The sequence below is a fragment of the Amycolatopsis sp. NPDC049868 genome (genome assembly GCF_044461365.1).
GTDB lineage: Bacteria > Actinomycetota > Actinomycetes > Mycobacteriales > Pseudonocardiaceae > Amycolatopsis.
Genome location: NZ_JBITKV010000001.1, coordinates 1 through 18,087, shown reverse-complemented (window position 1 = coordinate 18,087; position 18,087 = coordinate 1). Strand labels below are relative to the sequence as shown.

Annotated in this window: 15 protein-coding genes; 9 read left to right on the top strand and 6 right to left on the bottom strand. The window is 66.8% G+C overall.

The genetic code is table 11. The features are described 5' to 3' along the window. Nucleotides 1-114: 114 nt before the first annotated feature. Nucleotides 115-429: a hypothetical protein gene (locus tag ACIBTM_RS00075; RefSeq protein WP_395873978.1), complete on the bottom strand. Its 315-nt coding sequence runs from the start codon at nucleotides 427-429 to the stop codon at nucleotides 115-117. 884 nt (nucleotides 430-1,313) lie between these two features. Beyond that, nucleotides 1,314-2,354 carry an alpha/beta hydrolase gene (locus tag ACIBTM_RS00070; RefSeq protein WP_395873976.1) on the bottom strand — a complete coding sequence of 347 codons (1,041 nt, stop codon included), beginning with the start codon at nucleotides 2,352-2,354 and terminating at the stop codon, nucleotides 1,314-1,316. A gap of 481 nt (nucleotides 2,355-2,835) precedes the next feature. On the opposite strand from ACIBTM_RS00070, the gene ACIBTM_RS00065 reads away from it, so the two are divergent. The 8 genes from ACIBTM_RS00065 (at nucleotide 2,836) to ACIBTM_RS00030 (ending at nucleotide 12,879) form a co-directional block, all read left to right on the top strand. After that, nucleotides 2,836-3,684 (top strand): response regulator transcription factor, encoded by an 849-nt coding sequence (locus ACIBTM_RS00065; protein WP_395873974.1) that lies wholly within the window; start codon nucleotides 2,836-2,838, stop codon nucleotides 3,682-3,684. 134 nt (nucleotides 3,685-3,818) lie between these two features. Then, a complete protein-coding gene (locus ACIBTM_RS00060) occupies nucleotides 3,819-4,391 on the top strand; it encodes a TetR/AcrR family transcriptional regulator (RefSeq protein ID WP_395873972.1) in 573 nt (190 codons plus the stop codon). 131 nt (nucleotides 4,392-4,522) lie between these two features. Then, nucleotides 4,523-6,385: a CocE/NonD family hydrolase gene (locus ACIBTM_RS00055; protein WP_395873970.1), complete on the top strand. Its 1,863-nt coding sequence runs from the start codon at nucleotides 4,523-4,525 to the stop codon at nucleotides 6,383-6,385. Nucleotides 6,386-6,422: 37 nt separating this feature from the next. Continuing rightward, nucleotides 6,423-7,964, top strand: coding sequence for an ABC transporter substrate-binding protein (locus tag ACIBTM_RS00050; RefSeq protein WP_395873968.1), 1,542 nt, complete (start codon nucleotides 6,423-6,425; stop codon nucleotides 7,962-7,964). Nucleotides 7,965-7,987: 23 nt separating this feature from the next. After that, a complete protein-coding gene (locus tag ACIBTM_RS00045) occupies nucleotides 7,988-9,352 on the top strand; it encodes a GH1 family beta-glucosidase (protein WP_395873966.1) in 1,365 nt (454 codons plus the stop codon). Beyond that, the gene (locus tag ACIBTM_RS00040) at nucleotides 9,340-10,281 is read left to right on the top strand and encodes an ABC transporter permease (RefSeq protein ID WP_395873964.1); all 942 of its coding nucleotides are present in this window, start codon (nucleotides 9,340-9,342) and stop codon (nucleotides 10,279-10,281) included. Before ACIBTM_RS00045 ends, ACIBTM_RS00040 begins: the two co-directional genes overlap by 13 nt. Then, nucleotides 10,278-12,173, top strand: a complete 1,896-nt coding sequence (locus ACIBTM_RS00035; protein ID WP_395873962.1) for a dipeptide/oligopeptide/nickel ABC transporter permease/ATP-binding protein — start codon at nucleotides 10,278-10,280, stop codon at nucleotides 12,171-12,173. Before ACIBTM_RS00040 ends, ACIBTM_RS00035 begins: the two co-directional genes overlap by 4 nt. Beyond that, nucleotides 12,154-12,879: an ABC transporter ATP-binding protein gene (locus ACIBTM_RS00030; protein ID WP_395873960.1), complete on the top strand. Its 726-nt coding sequence runs from the start codon at nucleotides 12,154-12,156 to the stop codon at nucleotides 12,877-12,879. The genes ACIBTM_RS00035 and ACIBTM_RS00030 overlap by 20 nt, the downstream gene beginning before the upstream one ends. 156 nt (nucleotides 12,880-13,035) lie before the next feature. Here the strand turns inward: ACIBTM_RS00030 and ACIBTM_RS00025 are convergent, their stop codons facing one another. Next, complete coding sequence (locus ACIBTM_RS00025) at nucleotides 13,036-14,910, bottom strand: hypothetical protein (protein WP_395873958.1); 1,875 nt, start codon at nucleotides 14,908-14,910, stop codon at nucleotides 13,036-13,038. A gap of 268 nt (nucleotides 14,911-15,178) precedes the next feature. Between ACIBTM_RS00025 and ACIBTM_RS00020 the strand changes: the two genes are divergently transcribed. Then, nucleotides 15,179-15,619 (top strand): Lsr2 family protein, encoded by a 441-nt coding sequence (locus ACIBTM_RS00020; protein ID WP_395873956.1) that lies wholly within the window; start codon nucleotides 15,179-15,181, stop codon nucleotides 15,617-15,619. Nucleotides 15,620-16,038: 419 nt separating this feature from the next. Here the strand turns inward: ACIBTM_RS00020 and ACIBTM_RS00015 are convergent, their stop codons facing one another. The 3 genes from ACIBTM_RS00015 to ACIBTM_RS00005 all read right to left on the bottom strand — a co-directional run. Further along, a complete protein-coding gene (locus ACIBTM_RS00015; RefSeq protein WP_395873954.1) occupies nucleotides 16,039-16,821 on the bottom strand; it encodes an HpcH/HpaI aldolase/citrate lyase family protein in 783 nt (260 codons plus the stop codon). Further along, nucleotides 16,811-17,620: a MaoC family dehydratase N-terminal domain-containing protein gene (locus ACIBTM_RS00010; protein ID WP_395873952.1), complete on the bottom strand. Its 810-nt coding sequence runs from the start codon at nucleotides 17,618-17,620 to the stop codon at nucleotides 16,811-16,813. The genes ACIBTM_RS00015 and ACIBTM_RS00010 overlap by 11 nt, the downstream gene beginning before the upstream one ends. Continuing rightward, nucleotides 17,617-18,087 (bottom strand): acyl-CoA dehydrogenase family protein (locus ACIBTM_RS00005; RefSeq protein ID WP_395873950.1); only part of this gene is annotated, 471 nt, incomplete at its 5' end. The genes ACIBTM_RS00005 and ACIBTM_RS00010, both read right to left, overlap by 4 nt.

The window sequence follows — 18,087 nt, the reverse complement described above, 5'->3', positions numbered from 1 at the left end:
ACTGCTGACGGAGGGCTCGTCCGTGCAAGATCCCGATCGTAGCGGCGTCAGGGTGCGCCTGTGCCAGCTCGGCATGGAGCAAGAGCAAGGCGTCGAGAGGATATCGTCACGCAGTCACATCGGCACCGAACACACCTGGAGGTACCCGGCGTTCTCCGCCGCACCGCAGAAGTCAGGCCATCGGCAACACGCGCTACCGATGTCGACCGGGCCGACAGAAGTCACCTCACGGTGACTTTCCCGAGCCGGGCCGTTGTACTGAGCCACCGCCAGTAGATCGGACAACCCGGAATCCGAGCCAGACGTCGTCATCGGACGAAGCCCCGTCTCAGGAGGCGCCAGCAGCAAAGCCGCGGCCGAGACACTCAACAGTTCCGTGCAACGAACAGCCAGCAGGTTCAGTAACTCGACCAGATCGAAATCCTTCACCAAGGTATCGGCGAGTTCGACAAGGTGGCGGCAATGCGCTGTTCTCGGTTTGTCATCTCTTTCCTCACAAGCCGGGCGACCGTCCGGAGGGAAACAACGTATCGGTTCAACCGTCGTCGGAATCCCTCGGCAGCCGAAGACGCTCCGTGACGACTTCCGTGTCACTCGACGATCGGCCGCACATGACTGAACGTGTAAGCACGCAACCGTGACAGCGCATCGACTAGCGGAACACCCAAGAACGCGCTCAGAATCCCGGTCACCTGGTGCACTCGGCACGATGCAGACACTGCGACCACATCTCCTCCTGCAGCCAGGAAGCAACTGTGAGACAAGCGAATCGGCCACCGCCAGCGCCCTGGTCTTCGAGGCCGTATCCATCGGCGCCGCCGCGCGCCGGTGACACATCACGGCACTGATGCCGATCGCCCGAGCACTACCGGGAACGCGAAGACAGAACGCGCTCCCCGCACCGACGCGGCGGCGGTGAAACCCGGCCACCGCGTCGACGCGGCAAGGCCGCACACGCCACCAAGACGCCGGTCTCAGCACCGCGACACAATCAATTGACAGCCTCATCTCGGCCTCCGAGCTCAAGTCGAGACACAGGTACTTCCGTACCTCGCCGGACGGTGGCCCACCCTGTTCCTGTGCGGCGTAGACCAGAGTTGCCCATTGACTCGACTCGGACGCACCCGGCAAGGCCCTCACCCTGCTCACCGCGGATACCGGTGAATTCACACCCCGACGGTGGCCGGCTTTGGGTGATCAGCTCCCGGAAAGCCTGCTTGCACCGTCGGCACGGCTGCGCACAGACCCGGCACTGGCGCCAATGTGGCATTGGGGGACAGGCCCGGCTCAACGGCCATGTTGCCCGCCACCGATTATCCGTCCGCGCCGGATCCGATCGCGTTGGCGAGCAGGGGCAACGACCGGTGCAGGTCACGCTGCCACCACGGCCACGAATGCGTTCCCGGTCCGTACAGATCCGCCGTCACCGTCGCGCCGACCTCACGCAGCCGCTGTACGAACGCCGTGCTCATCTCACCGCACAGCGGTTCGATCAGCGGATCCGGCGGTGTCCCCGGCGGATCCAGCGGGCCGGGTTGCCCGTTGCCGCACGCCACGTAGAGTGGGATCCCGGTCAACTGCGGCGCGAGCGCGTAGGGATTGTGCGCGGCCCAGACGTCGGCGTTGAGCTGCGGGTCACCCCACAACGCGAACGGGTCGAGGCCTTCCTTGATCAGGACGCCCTGGATGAGACTGCTTCCTCTCGCCCCTTGATAGGTCGTGTGCACCACCCCGCTGTACGACGCCGCGGCGACGAACATGCCGGGATGCCGTGCCGCGTACGCCATCGCGCCGAGTCCGCCCATCGACAGTCCGGCGATGGCGCGTTCGGAACCCGCCCCGTAGCCACGTTCGAGAAGCTGCCTCAACTCGGTCAGGTGGAAGGTTTCCCATTTCGGCGTCCCGCCTGCTCCGTAGTTGAGCCAGTCCGAGTAGAAGCCGTTGCGGCCGCCCGAGGGCATCACGACGAGCATGCCCTTCCCGCAGGTCAGCCGGGTGACATCGGTGGACCGGGTCCACGACGTGTAGTCGTCGCCGGCACCGTGCAGCAGATAAAGCACCGGCCAGGTACGCGAAGGCGAGGACGTCCAGCCTTCTGGAAGCAGCAGTCGCACCATCGCGGTGGTCCCGAGCGCAGGGGAGAGAACGGCAAGGTCGAGCACCCCGTCGCCGACCTGCCGCTCACCCACTACCACGGCGCCGGTGCCGGACGGTGCGGCCGAGGCCCGTCCCGTGGCTCCGCACAGGGCGATCGACGCCATACCGGCCGCCGCTCCCAGTACGAACCTTCGCCTCGTGGTCTCGGTCGACGCACCGTTCACGGCGGGCTGCCGGTCGTTTTCTGGTTTCGGCATCGTTGCCTCCTTGGGGCCTGGAAGGTGACGTACTGCCCGAAGCCCGAGAAACGCGCATCCGCCGCGTCGCTGTGGCGGGCTCGGGGACTTCGGGTCGCGGGTGACCCGCGCAGGGGTCACCCGCTCCCTCCGGAATGACCGGAGAGGGCCGTGGGTTTTCGCCCGGAACGGGCGTCGAAGATCGCCCGGCGCGGTAGCCGGGTGTGGCTCGGCGGCCGATGACTCAGCGCGGCGGGGAGGGGGGCGCTACCTCGCGATCCGGTGCTCGGCGATCCTGACACCGGGTCGACTGTCCACAATGGCCCGGGATCGGACATTCACCAGTGGGCACTGCGCTGTGCTGGTCATAGCCGCTCCCGACATTGCGAGCCACGCGATACGCTTTTCGATCGTATGGTTGAAAAATGTTCCATCACATCGCTGGCTCCAGCTACCCCCGGCTGAGGGGAGCGGTGCTTTCGAACGACATCGAGGAGGCGGCGTGAGCCGGCACGAGGTTGTCGACGACCGGCCAGAGATCTATCGCGCGCTGATCCGAATGCGCCAGGTCACCGGTCTCCCTCTGGCCTTCGGTGGCGAGATCACCACCGACAGGCGGGTCAAACTCAGTCAGATCGCGGGCACGAGCACCGGCGCTCTGCGCGGAGTCACCCTCGAATACGGGCGCGGGCTGGGCGGAAAGGCGGTCGCGGTGCGACGTCCCGTGGTCGTCAACGACTACGTGCGCTCGCCGGGGATAAGCCATCACTACGACCACATCATCGTCGCCGAAGAACTCCGCGCGATGGTCGCGGTACCGGTCGTCGTCGGCAGGACGGTACGGGGCGTGCTCTACGGCGCGTTGCGAAGTTCCGTGCCCTTGGGTGACCTTGTGGTGCAGTCGGTGGTCGAAGCGGCACGGGATCTGGAGCAGAGTCTCGCCGTACGGGACGAGGTGACCCGCCGTCTGTCCTGGCTCGCTCGTAACGACGCGTCCGCCTCCGACCGTCCGCAGTGGGAACTGGTCCGGGAGGCGTACACGGAACTGCGGGTCATCAGCCAGCGGCTCGACGACGCGGTGGTGCGCCAGCAGGTCAGGATGGTCTGCGACAAGCTGGCCACCGTCGGCGGAGGCCGGCCCCGGCGGGATTCGACCCCGGCCTTGTCCACCCGCGAACTGGACGTGCTCGCCTGTGTCGCGCTCGGCTGGACCAACGCCCAGGTGGCCGAGGATCTCGGAATTACCATGGAAACGGTGAAAAGCTATCTTCGCAGCGCGATGCGCAAGCTCGTCGCCAGATCCCGGATGGAGGCTGTGGTCACCGCACGGCGCTTCGGGCTTCTTCCCTGAGGGTACCGATCAGGGTACGGTGGTACCGCCATTCAGGCCAGCCCGGCTGGCATGTGCAAGGCTACGCAACCATGAGCGCGAAGCCACCATGGATGACTCCGCCAGGTCCCCGCACGGGCGGGCGGAGCAGGCGGATGTCGGAAGCCCGGCGCGAGGAACTACTTCAGCGACTGGAGAACATCATCCTGGCCGAGGGCTTCGCCGGGCTGACCGTTGACGACCTGGCGAGCAGGCTCCAGTGTTCGAAGTCGACCTTGTACTCGATCGCCGGCAGCAAGGAGCAGCTGGTCGTGGTCGCGGTACGGCACTTCTTTCAGGAGGCGACGGCGCGGGTCGAAGAGAAGGCGGGTCCGATAACGGATCCGCCACGGCGGATCGCCGAGTACCTCGCGGGACTCGGCGTGGAAATGCGGCGGATGTCGCCGGAGTGCTATGCCGATCTGGTCGGTTCCGCGGCCACCTCAGAGGTGTACGCGAAGTACTCGCTCGCGACTGCGCACCGGGTTCGTGAGTCCATTCAGGACGGTGTCGCCTCCGGAGCTTTTCGGGCCCTCAACGCCGATTTCGTCGGCGCGGCGGTGAGTCTGCTCATCGACGGCATCCAGCACGGTGAACTTCTCGACCGGTCCGGACTGGCCATGGCCGACGCTTACACGGAACTCGGAGGCCTCGTGCTCGCCGCTCTCGGCAAGCCCGACCAGGCCTGAAACCGCTCCACCGCGCGCTCGCATCGGGGCTTGCGGTCTTGCCGCACCTGTGTCTAACGTACGAATCACAGTACGGATGTATTCGATCTAGTACCCACCGGTCCACTGTGGGTGGAGCAGCGGAGGTGGCGATGCCCGCACGCACGGAGATCGACCGTCTGTACGAGGTCGTGGTCGAACGGGACGTTCGGATCCCCACGCGGGACCCCGGGGTGACCCTGTCCGGCGATCTGTTCCTCCCGAAGGACGTCGGCGACGTGCCGGTGCTGATCACCGCGTTGCCCTACCGGCGCGACATCACGGCGCTGACCGGCTCGCCCACCGAACGCTGGTTCGCCGCCCATGGCTACGCGTCGCTGCTCATCGACCTGCTGGGCACCGGCTCCTCCGACGGCGTCCAGCGTCCGCCGTTCGATCCGGCGGAAGCCGACGACGCGCTCGACGCCATCCGCTGGGCCACCGCGCAACCGTGGTGCTCGGGATCGGTGGGCATGTGGGGTGGTTCGTACGGCGCGCTGACCACGATGCGCACGGCCGCGCGGCGGCCGCCGGAACTGCGGGCGATCATCGCCATCGAAGGACTGTCGGACCCTAGCCGGGACTTCGTCCACCCCGGCGGTTCGCGCGGCGCGTTCTCACCCCTCGGTGCCTGGGCTCTCGGGACGCTGTTCAATCAGCTCCTCCCGCCGGTCGACGATTTCGCCGATCCGAAGGAACAGGCACGCTGGAGACGCCGTCTCGCGGCACCGCCGTACCTGCTCGACCTCTACCGGCACGGTCCGGGAGCCGTCGTCTGGTCCGACCGCGAGGTCGACGCGTCGGCGATCGAGGTGCCCGCGTTGTGCGTCGCCGGCTGGCGGGACCTCTTCGTTGACGGCATGATCCGCGCCTACGAACGCATGCAGGGAAACAAAAAACTCATCGCTGGCCCCTGGATGCACGTAATGCCACAAGAATGCCCATTCACCCCAATCGATTTCCTTGGTATGGCTCGGTCTTGGTGGGACCAGTGGCTGAAACCCGAATCCATGCCGGTGGACGACACGCCACCTGTCAGCGCCTACGTCCAGGGGAATCGGCCACGCTGGCTCGGCTTCGGGTCTTGGCCGCCCGGGGCCACGCCTCGAACCGAAGACCTGAGCTCCTGGCTCCGCACTGAACCCGTCGCCCTCGATCCGGCGGTGGGCCTGCAATCCGGGCTCTGGTCGACACCCGCCGGGCAGTACGGGCTCCCGTTCGACCAGCACGACGACGACTCTCACAGTCTCTGCTACACCTCCGCTCCTCTGGAGGAACCGGTTCTGATCGGCGGCCGTCCCGAAGTCGAGCTCGTCCGACCGTGGCCACGCGTCTCGGTCAAACTGGCGGACGTCGACGCCGCAGGCCGCTCCTTCCTGATCTGCGCGGGACTCGAGGTCGCGTCCGAGGCCACCGAACGGGCGCGGATCCCGTTGACCCCGACCACCTACGAGGTCGCGGCCGGGCACCGGATCCGCATCGTTGTGGCACCGGGCGACTTCCCGCGCGTCTGGCCGATGTTCCCGCCCGAAGCTGACCTGCCGGAAGCGGAAACCCTCTACCTGCCGGTGGCCACGGAACCTGGCGAGGAGATCGGATACTCGGCGCCGGAACAGGCCGGACCGTCCGATGAGGAAGACGGCGAGAACGGACGGCGGGCCTTCTGGGAGGTCACCCAGGACCTGCTGAACGACAAGGTGACCCTGCGGCTGGGTGGCCGCAACGAGATACGGCCGGACGACGTACCCGGCCGGAAACTGTCGATGGTGGTGGATCAGGAGATTGCGGCCACCGCTCACCGGCTCGCCCCGGAGGATTCGACCGTCACCGGGCGCATCGAAGGAACCGTCAGCCTCGCGAGCGGTGAACGGATCATCGTCGAGGCGGAAGTGAACGTCACGCCGACCACCCTCGATGCCACCGGGATGGTGGAGTGCAACGGCGCGCGCCTGCTCGACCGGCACTGGCACGCCTGATCAGAAATCCTTGTTCCCCAACGAAGAGGGTACTCCCATGTCCGCGTTCGCGAAGCTTTCCCGGCGCGACTTCACCCTGGGCGGGCTGGCGCTGGCCGCGGGTCTGGCCACCGGTGCTTGCGCCGGTTCCCCCGGTTCCGCTCCTGTGGCCACCGTCCTGCGCGTCGGCCAGTACTGGCCACCCGTCAGCCTCGATCCGGCCAAGGCGGGCGGCGAATCCCAGCTCTATCTGCAACCGGCCTACGAACCCCTCATCTACCGGGCATCGGACGGCTCCTACCAGCCCGCACTCGCCAAGGCATGGCGCTATCTCGGCACCGGGAACAAGGCCTTCGAGATAACGCTCCGGGAAGGCGTGACCTTCAGCGACGGTTCTCCGCTGACGTCGGAAGGGCTCAAAGCGAGTATTGAGCACTTCCGTGCGGCGGCAGGCCAGGCCGCAGCCTTCCTCGCCCCGATCGAGACCCTCGAACCCGACGGGCCACTGGTCCTTCGGATGACCCTGTCCGAGCCACATCCCCTGCTGCCGTCGCTGTTCACCCAGGATCTCCTCGCCGGCGATGTGATCAGCCCGGCGGCGGTCACCGGCGGCGCGGATCTCGCCAACCGTACCTTCGGTGCCGGGCCGTACACCCTCCTTCCCGGAGAGACCGTCGCCAACGACCACTACACCTTCGGCCCCAACCCTGGCTACTGGAACGCGTCGGCTCGGCGCTACGAGAAGATCACCATCAAGGTTCTGCCGAACGAGAGCACCGCGCTCGCCGCGCTGAAGACCGGGCAGGTCGATGTCGTGCTCGGCAGTTACACCATCGCGGGCGGGGCGAAAGCCGCCGGATTGCGCCTCGCCGCGAGCCCGAACATCATGATGGGGCTTCAGCTCAACGACCGGGCCGGGACGCTCAGCGCCCCGCTCGGTGACATCCGGGTGCGGCAGGCGCTCAACTTCGCCGTCGACCGGGTCAAGATCACCACGGCCCTACTCGGGGAATACGGCGTCCCCACCGAACAACCGGCCGCCCCCGGCGAGGACGGCTTCACCGACAAAAATTTCTACACCCACGATCCTGGACGAGCTCGTCAGCTGCTCGCCGAAGCAGGCTTCGCCCAAGGCTTCTCGCTTCCGGTCGTGCTTCCCTCGGCCCCCGACTTCTTCGCGAACATCGCCCAAGCCATCGGTTCCGATCTCGAAAAAATCGGGGTGACCATCCAGCTCACGACACGCGAGCCGTCCGCGGCGAAAACCGCGCTCACCGAGTTCCCGGCGTCGAGCATGGGCTGGGGCGTGCAACCGGTCTATTACATGGGCCGCGGGCTGTGGCTGCGCGACGCGATCGGCATGAACCCGTTCCGCAGCTCCGATCCCGAACTGGAACAACTCGACCGTCAGGCGGCGGCCGCGGACGAGGCGACCAGGGCTGAACTCGACCGCCGGATCGTCCGCCGGGTCGTCGAACTGGCGTGGTTCCTTCCGATCTGCCTGAGCCCGCAGTTCCTGTTCCACCGTGACACGGTCGAGGTGAACGCGATACCGGGCAAACCGTTCCCGAGTATCACCGCCTGGCAACCGGCGAAATGAGCATCCGCAGGAGGGAGGGAGCGATGACCGGAGTGGACACCCGGTTCCCGGCGGGTTTCAGCTGGGGTGCCGCGACCTCGGCGTTTCAGATCGAAGGCGCGTGGGACGAGGACGGCAAGGGACCGTCCACTTGGGACACCCGAGGCCATCGTGACGGCGGAATCTCGGGCGGCGCCACCGGCGACGTGGCCTGCGACCACTACCACCGGCTGGATACGGACCTCGAACTCATGCGGGAACTCGGCCTGACCAGCTACCGATTCTCGGTTTCCTGGCCGAGAGTGCGGCCGGACGGCCGCGGCCGCTGGAACTCCGCCGGGCTCGACTTCTACGACCGTCTCGTGGACGGCCTGCTGAACCGCGGGATCGAACCGATGCTGACGTTGTACCACTGGGATCATCCCCAGGCTCTCGAAGACACGGGTGGGTGGGCGAACCGGGACATGGCCGGCTTCTTCGCCGAGTACGCCGAAGGTGTCGCCGAGCGGCTCGGGGATCGCGTGACCCGCTGGGTCACGCTGAACGAACCGCTTTCGGTCATCCACTCGGAACTCGCCCTGAGGGCTTCGTCGTCCCTGAGCGCCGGGGAGCGGCGGCGGCGCGCCCTGCGGATGGCGCATCATCTTCTGCTGGCACATGGGCTCGCCGTCCCCAGGCTGCGTGCGGCCGACAGAGGCGGCGAGATCGGGATCAGCCTCAACCTCTCGGGGATGACCCCGGCGAGCGACACGGTGGAGGATCGGGCGGCGGCCGCCCGTGCGGAGGCCTACGAGGACCGGTTGTTCCTCGATCCGTTGCTGCTTATGCACTATCCCGAGGTCGATGGCGCACCGGTGGTGGACTGCGACCCGGCGGACCACGCGCTCATCGTCGCGCCGATCGACTTCCTCGGCATCAATTGGTATGCCCCCTCCCGGATCGCGGATGGCGGCGCCGGTGTGTTCGGCTACACCCGCACCGACTTTCCCGGGGTGGGCAGGAACATGCTCGGCTGGCCGGTCGCGCCCAGCGCGTTCGGCAGGCTCTTCTCCTGGCTGCGCGAAAGCTATCCGGCGCTCCCGCCGATCCACATCACCGAGAACGGCATGCCGGGGCTCGACGAACCCGACGTCACCGGCTCGGTCAAGGATCTCCGGCGAATCGCCTACCTTCGGGCCTGTCTCAGACAGATCCTGCGCGCGATCGACGCCGGGATGGACATCCGTGGCTACCACGTCTGGTCGCTGCTGGACAATCTCGAATGGGAGCACGGCTACCGGCCGCGCTTCGGCTTGGTGCACGTGGACTTCGCCACGCTAGCCCGCACCCCCAAGACGTCCTACCACTGGTACCGCCGGTTCATCGCCGAACAGCGGGGTCTTCGCGGTGGTGTGCCGTGCTCCGGCTGATCGCTCGCCGGCTGGTGATCTCGGTGGTGCTCGTCTTCGTCGTCTCGCTGGCCGCGTTCCTGTTGCAGTCGGCCGCGCCGGGGGACCTCGCCCAGACGATCCTCGGCGAGCACTACAGCCCGGAAGCGCACGAACAGTTGCGCCACCAGCTCGGACTCGACCAGCCGATCCTGACGCAGTACTGGTATTGGCTCCAGCAGGCGCTCGGCGGCGATCTCGGTTCGTCGCCGATCAGCGGACTGGACGTCGAGCAGGAGATCGCCAACCGGCTGCCGGTCACGCTTTCGCTCATCGCCTGCGCGACGGTGATCACGACCCTCGCCGGCGTGCTGCTCGGCGTCGTGAGCGCGGTCCGCGGTGGGCGCATCGGTCGGTCCGTCGACGTGCTCTCCCTGGTCGGCTACGCGTTGCCCAGCTTCTGGTTCGCGCTCACCATGGTGACGCTGTTCGCGGTCACCATCCGGATCCTGCCCGCGACCGGATACGTGGCGCTCGGCGCGTCGCCCGGCGGCTGGGCGCGCAGTCTGGTGCTTCCGGTCGCCACCCTCGCCCTGCCGGGGACGGCGGTGTTCGCCAAACAGACCCGTGACGCGATGCTGGAAACCCTCTCCCGCGGTTACGTGACAGCGTTGCGGGCCAACGGGGTGTCCGAATCGTCGATCGTGTTCCGGCACGCTTTGCGCAACGCGGCCATCCCGGTGGTGACGTTGGTCGGCCTTACCTTCATCGGGCTGCTCAGCGGGACCGTGTTCGTCGAATCGGTGTTCGCGATGCCCGGTCTCGGCGGGCTCGCCGTCCAAGCGACCGCGAACCACGACATCCGGATGATCCAAGGCGTCGTGGTCGTGTTCACTTTGATCGTCGTCGCGGTCAACCTACTCGTGGATCTCGCTTACGGCCGGCTCAACCCCAAGGTGCGTGTGCGGTGACCGAGGCCACGAAGCGTATGACGCGCAAGCCACTCACGTTCCTGCCCATCGGATACCTGACGCTGCTCGTACTCGGTTCAGCGCTGGCGCCCGTGCTCGCCCCGTACAGCCCGACGGCGACGGATCTGGACCACGTGCTGTCGGGGCCGACCGCGGCGCATCCGCTGGGTACGGACGCGCTGGGCAGGGACGTGCTGACGAGGATCATGTACGGCGGTCAGGTCAGTCTCGTACACGCGGCGATCGTGGTGCTCACCGTGCTCGCGGTCGGGGTCATCAGTGGAATCGCCGCCGGTTTCCTCGGCGGCCTGTTCGACCGGGTGTTCACCGTGACCGTCGACGTGATGCTGGCGATCCCGGTGATCATGATCCTGCTCGTCGTGCTCGCGGTGGTCGGCGAGCACCAGACGATCGTGATGATCGCCCTCGGCGTTCTCGTCTCCCCCGGGCTCGCCAGGGTCGTACGTGGTGCGACGCTGGCCGTCCGGGAGGAGCAGTACATCGCGGCGGCACGGGTGTGCGGGCTCCGCCCCGCGCAGATCGTCGTCCGGCATGTCCTCCCGCGGGTTGCGGGCACGATCATCGTGCAGATCTCCCTGCTGGCCGGTGGGGCGCTGCTCATTGACGCGGGGTTGAGCTACCTCGGCTTCGGCGCGCAGCCGCCGCAACCGACCTGGGGGGACATGATCGCCGAAGCGGCGGCGGTCGTCGACCGGCAGGCGTGGCTGCTGATCCCGCCCGGTGTCGTGCTCGGGCTGGCGATCCTCGCGTTCGGCCTGATCGGGGATGTCGTCCGTGACGCGACCGCCGGCCGGACCGCTCCGCCGCCAACACCACCCCGGCGGGCCAAGCGCACCATGTCACCTGCGGGTCTGGCGGCACTTACGCCGTCACCGGCCCTCCTGGAGTTGCGGGACGTGACGGTGTCCCTGCTCGGCTTCCACGGCGAGTACAACCTCGTCGAGAACGTCCATCTGGAGATCGGCGCAGGGGAGACCGTCGGGCTGGTCGGCGAATCGGGCTGCGGCAAGTCGATCACCGCCCGCGCCGTACTCGGCCTGCTTCCCCATGGCGGCTTTGTCACCACCGGAGTCATCGTCTTCGACGGGATGGATCTGACCCGGTTGAGCGGGCCCGACCTGCGACGGCTGCGCGGAACGCGGATCGCGTTGATCTCCCAGGATCCCGCGAACAGCCTCGATCCGGTGTTCACGGTGGCCCAGCAAGTCGGCGAACTGGTGCGGCGCCGTCACGGAGGGACACGGCAGGCGGTCCGCGCCCAGGTGCTGGATCTGCTGCGGGACGTGAACCTGCCCGAGCCTGAGCAGGTCGCACGGCGCTATCCGCACGAACTGTCCGGCGGGATGGCGCAACGTGTCGGCATCGCCATTGCCCTCGCGGGGGAACCGGATCTGCTCATCGCCGACGAACCGACTACCGCGCTCGATGTCGGCAATCAGACGGAGATCCTCGGTCTCCTCCGGCGGCTTCAGGCCGAGCGCGGGATGTCGATCCTGCTCGTTGCCCACGACTGGAAGGTGGTCACCACGCTGTGCCACCGGGCGTACGTCATGTACGCCGGGCAAATCGTCGAATCGAGCCATGTCGGCGAACTCGTCGGACTACCGCTGCATCCCTACACCGACGGGCTTCTCGGCGCGCTGCCGGGCCGTGCGACGCCGGGAGGCAGACTGGCGGCGATCCCGGGTTCGGTTCCCGAACCATCGGCTTGGCCACGCGGCTGCCATTTCGCTCCCCGGTGCAGGCGCGCCACGGCCGAATGCACCGAGGGGCCGATTCCGGTGTTGCAGCCCATCGCCGGCCATCACACCCGCTGTATCCACCACGCCGAACTCCCTGGAGGAGATCATCGTGACCGTGCGTCTGCTTGAACTTCAGCACCTTCACGTCCACTACCGGGGACGGCGGCGCGGGCATCCCGTGACCGCGGTGAACGGGGTGAATCTCACTGTGCGGCAAGGGGAGACAGTGGGCCTCGTCGGCGGCTCCGGTTCGGGGAAGTCGACCATCGGCCGGGCGATCGTAGGGCTGGTCCGGGTCGCCTCGGGCCGGATCCTCTTCCACGGCGAGGACATCACCCACGCGGGCGCCCGCCGCCGCCGGGAGCTCAGCGGTCAGCTTCAGATGGTGTTCCAGGACCCGCACGGCTCGCTCAACCCGTCCCGTTCCGTCGGAGGAACGCTCACCGAGCCGCTGCGCCTTGTCCGCGGTATGTCCAGAAAGGACGCCGATGCCAGGGTGACTGAGGTACTGGCGCAGGTCGGCATGCCACGGTCCACCGTCGGCCGCCGCCCGGGGGAGCTGTCCGGCGGCCAATTGCAGCGGGTCGCCATCGCGCGGGCGCTGGTGGGCGAACCGGAACTGATCGTTTGCGACGAGCCGACCAGCGCGCTGGACCTCTCGGTGCAGGCCCAGATCCTCAACTTGCTGCTGGACCTGCAGGCTGCGCTGGGGTTGAGCTACCTGTTCATCTCGCACGACATCGACGTCGTCCGGTTCGCTTGCTCCCGCACTGCGGTGCTACTCGACGGGCGGATTGTGGACCAGGGAGCGGTCGACAGGTCTGTGGTCTCGTAAGGGGCCAGTGCCACTACCCCGTGTTCCAAGTCTTCACGAACCCGGGGCGGGACATGGCCGGTACGGCGACACCGGACGATGGTGGCAGATACCGCCCGGGCGCGAACCCCATCCTCGGAATCAGCGGCTTCGGTAGTCCCTATGCCGAGGCACATTCTAAATGTCATTGCTCCCGATGACCCACAGTTCGGCGTTCGAGTTCACTACGGATGAACGCGCCGAGTTAAGCAGTGTTTCAAGCCGTTGCAAGCGTAAAAGGTCTTGAGTCGGCTTCGCGCCGGGTTTCATCTCGCGCAGTTTCTTGAATTTCGCCTCCATGAGGTGAGGCTGCACGATGATGACCTCGCGGCCATCGTCTTCGCTTCGGGCGAGGAGCATATCGATGAACTCGGCCCTGCCTTCCGCTCGCTTGCCGTCTACCCAACTCGCCTTGAAGCTCGCATCGGTTGTTTTCAGGTGGGCAGCCAACCGATCTTTGTCCATGAACACGAGGTTCTTCGATGCTTGGCTGGCGACGATCTCGTAAGCCGCGGCGGAAACCCTGCGCCCGGTCGACTTGCTGTCCGCGCCCTTGACGTGGAAGAACCTCAGTGTTCCGTCCGGGGTGATCTGGAGGAAATCGGCCGACTCTCCTGAGCCGTCATCGCAGATCATCCAACCATCGGGAAAGTTGGTGATCACCCACTTGAACAGTGAGTTCTCATCTGCGTCGCCGATGCTTTCGTGGATCCTCCTGGTGGAGAGGTGGCCGTGAGGTTTTTCGGTTTCGACGTCATATCCGGTGAAGGGCTCGAATTTCCAGTTCTTGAAAGGGAATATCGCGGAATTCTTCTTGGAGATCCGGCCTCGGGAGTACACGTGGCCTGACTCGTAGAAGACGGTGAGAAGATCCGTCTCCCTCAAAGCATTGAGGACGGGCTTGGCGATCGGATAGTTGGAAGACTCGCCTACAGGCCCCATGTCGAGGTAGAAGCCGTGGGGTTTGGCGTGTGGCGTGACCGAGACGACTCCACCTTCCACGCCATCGAGACCGATCCGGAGCTTGAAGCCGGCCGTCCTGGAACCGGGTACGACATGAATCGCGGCGTTCTGCAGGATTTCTGCCGCATCATGGGTTTCGTCGCCGGCGACGTCGGCGAGCGGAAGGTGATCGATGTCTATCGCGGCCACGTCGTACGCTCCGTGGACTTCGGAAAGATCCGTCACATCCCGGGCGAGCTCGGGGAACGCTTCGATGATGCCGGCTTCGTCCGCGGTGACCTTCTCGAGGAGATCGAAGACCTCGCACACGGTGCCGAGGAACTCCTGCATGTCCTGCATGGGCTTCAGCCAGAGCTGCGAAGACCTGACCGTGGCACCGATCGTGCCCTTCAGGAGGTCGAGCTCGAGATCGGACGGAAGCTCACACCGCGCCGAGCCGAGCGAGTAGCCGCTGTCGGCGAAGACGTTGAGCGTCTCCTTGAGGTCGATGCCCACGCTGGTCTTCGCGTCGGGGCGGTGGGCGCTTCGCCCTGTCGCGCTCTGCAGCCAGAGTCCTCGAGCCCGACCCATCAGAAAGGTGCACTCGAGAACGAGCGGCGAGATTCTGCGAGCGAGTTTGGGCGACTTGTCGACCCAGGTCTGGAACCGGTTCACCGAGCGCTCATCCGGCTTGACCGCGAGCAGGTTGCCGCGGCGCACGACCAAGCTGAGATCGTAGGTCTTGTTCAGGAAGTCCGAGTGCTCGCTGATCCAGCTCGGTGCCGCGCTCACCTCGTTGATCAGCCCGGCAAGCTGGTCGACCCCCACATCCGCCAAGGTGCCGATACCGGCGAACCGCCGCTCGTCGGCTGCCACGGCTTCGTCCGAGGCCACGAGCACAGTACGCTTCCTGCCCCGCACGGCGGAGGTCTTCTTCAGCTCACGTATCACCGCGCCGAATGTCAAAGCCGGATCGTCCGCCGTGGCCTCGATGACGACCACGGACAGGTATGGCGCGAGCTGTTCCCACGGGATCGGCACGAGTTCGTCACGCTCGGCATCACTGGCCATTGTTCCTCCTTGCCGCAGGTCAGCAACCGTGTCCGTAATTGCTGGACAGTTCGCCCGGTAGCGGCGGGTCGTTACGGGCGGCTGCGCCGCGTGACCGGAACGTCATCTCGCTTGCTGCATGCGGGTGCTGAGAAATCTGGGTCAGGCGGGAGAAAGTCGAGTCGTGCCGACGCCGAGTGTCATACCGCCAATGTGGTGAAGGACAGTTAGGCTCGCGGCTGTCGCACACGCGCACGGGCACTGCTCGACTTGGCGAAAGGCTGTATGGATGGCTCAGAAGGTTAGGGTCGAGATCGTCGATGATCTCGACGGTGGTGAAGCGGCGCAGACGGTGCCCTTCGGGCTCGACGGCGTGCAGTACGAGATCGACCTTTCGGACGAGAACGCCGAGGCACTGCGTGGCGAGCTCGCGCGCTACATCGAGGCCGGCACGCGCACCGGCGGGCGCAAGCTTCGGGTGGCCGCCGGCCAGTCGACGGCGGAGGGAAATGGACGCGCCACTACGCCGGCCGACCGTGAGCGCAACCAGCAGGTGCGTGCCTGGGCGGCTGCGAGTGGCTACGCCATCGCCGATCGCGGGCGGATCCCGAAGGAGATCTACGAAGCGTTCGACGATAAGGCGGGCGATGCCGAGCCAGAGCCTGTGGAAGAAGCTGTCGTGAAGCCGGTGCGTAAACGGGCTCCGCGGAAGAAGAAGGCCGACGGCTGACAGCTCGCAGTAGTCGCTGACTTCGGCCGGCCCGCATCGAGGACCTGGCCCCGCCGGCTACTTCCACCGAGGACCGCCCACCTGTCGGTCGCTCCCTGGACGTGTCGGAGCGAGGCGTCGGTGCGGGGGCCGAGGTCGTCGACTGTGTACCCGTCCGGATGTGACCTCGTCGGACCACCGGGGTGAAGATGCTCGTGACGCGTGGCGACATCCACCGCACGATCCGCGTACGCAGCCGGAATCCGATGGACAGTGGCGCGCAGTTTCCACGGCGCGCGTCGGATTCCCAGCGCTGGTCGTAGCGGCTCGTCCAGCAATGCGATGCCGATCCGCTGCGCGATCGGTGCAGTGCCGGGCGGATCACGGCGCGCAGTTCCGCGAGAGCCCTGACGTCGACAGGCTGGTCACTTCGTGGATATTCACGCGCGGGCGAGGATCGCTCGCGCTCGCAGCAGTACCGGCCGGTCGATCATTTCACCATCGTGGACGGTCACGGAATCGTTGGTCGAGCCGGTCAGCACCGACCTTGCCCACTCGATCTCCGCGTCGGTGGGGCCCAGGCGGCGGTTGGCGACGCCGATCTGGTTCGGGTGGACGCAGAGCTTCCCGGTGTACCCGATGGTGACCGCCTCGTCGAGGTCCGCCCGGAGGGTGGCTTCGTCGTGCAGCGCGGTGGTCACGCCGTCGATGGGTGCGGCGCATCCCGCGGCCGCCGCGGCGAGGACGATCGACGAGCGGGCGTATCGCAGCGCCTCATGCGAGCGGTGGTCGACGCCCAGTTGCGCGGCGAGATCGACGCTGCCGAAGGCTGGGCGGATGACTCCAGGCGCGGAGCACACGGCGACCGCTTGTGCGATTCCGAGTGCGGTTTCCAGGAGCGGGACGACTGCGGACAGGCCGTCGACGTGGGACGGGTCTTCGGCTTTAGGCAGCATCACCGGGCAATCGAATTCGCGGATCAGTCCGAGATCGTCTGCGTGCCAGGGTGTTGCGGGGGCGTTGATGCGAACGAGTGCTCGATGTCCTTGGCTCAGCCAAGTGCGCACATGCGCGCGGGCTTGCTCTTTCGATTCGGTCCCGACGGCGTCTTCGAGATCCAGCACCACGGCGTCCGCGCCGCTGGCCGCGGCTTTGGCGAAGCGGTCGGGACGGTGCCCTGGTGCGAACAACAATGTCCGGGCATTCGCGATGTCAATGGCCATTTTCGGCACTCCGCAACGTTCCGGTGGCGGTCTGGCGACCGTGGAGGTCCCGTACGGCCGTGGTGAGCGCATCGCCCTCCGCGGTCGCGGAGGCCACGAGGCCCTGGTGGTCGAACAAGGGCGCGATCAGCCGGTAGTCGAAGTACTGGTTGCCGTTCCAACCCCGCGCCCGGGCGGTCTCGGCCATCGCCAGCGCCTGTAGCGGGCCGTGGACGACCAGGCCCGGATAGCCCTCCACATCGGAGGCGTAGCCGCGGTCGTAGTGGATGCGGTGTGCGTTGTAGGTCAAGGCGGAGAAGCGGAACAGCAGCGTGGGTGAAATGGAGACGGACCACTCGCCGTCCGCTGGTGGTCGCTCCGGTCCGTTGTCGCCGCCGGCCGGGACGGTGGAATCGGCATCGCGGTAGACGATGTCCTGTTCCTCCTCGACGACCAGTCGCCCGCCTTGCCGGATCTCATGACCCACGACAGCGATCGTCAGTGTCCCTGTGCGGCCTTGCTTCTCGGTCAAGGACAGGACTTCGCTGTGCCTGGTGGCCGGTTCGCCGCACCGCAACGGTCCGAGTGTGTGTACCCGGCCGCCTGCCCACATCCGGCGGCGCCCCGGTCCGGGCGGCGCGACAACGGTGTTGCGGACCGGGTGCCCGTCCTGCCCCAGATCCGCCTGCGCGGGCCGGTCGAGCAAGTAGATCCAGTGCCACAACAGAGGTAGGCCCTGTTCGAGATCGGGGACCGGGACGTCCAGCAGCGCGGCCAGTGCCTGCGCCGGTTCCGGTTGCAGTAATTCGGTTCGCGTCACGCGTGCGTGTCCTTCTCGCGAAGCAGGCCGCGGCTGATGATGGTCTTCTGGATCTCGCTGGTGCCTTCGCCGATGAGCAGGAACGGCGCCTCGCGCATGAGGCGCTCGATCTCGTACTCCTTGGAGTAGCCGTAGCCGCCATGGATGCGGAACGAGTCCTGGGTGACCTCGGCGCAGTACTCGCTGGCGATCAGCTTCGCCATGCCGGCTTCGACGTCGTTGCGTTCGCCGGAGTCCTTGAGGCGGGCGGCGTTCACCATCATCAGGTGCGCGGCCTCGACCTTGGTGGCCATTTCGGCGAGCTTGAACGCGATCGCCTGGTGCTCGGCGATCGCCTTGCCGAAGGTCTTGCGCTGCTGGGCGTACTCCACCGCGAGTTCGAACGCGCGGATCGCGATGCCGCAGGCGCGGGCGGCGACGTTGACCCGGCCGACCTCGACACCGTCCATCATGTACGCGAAGCCCTT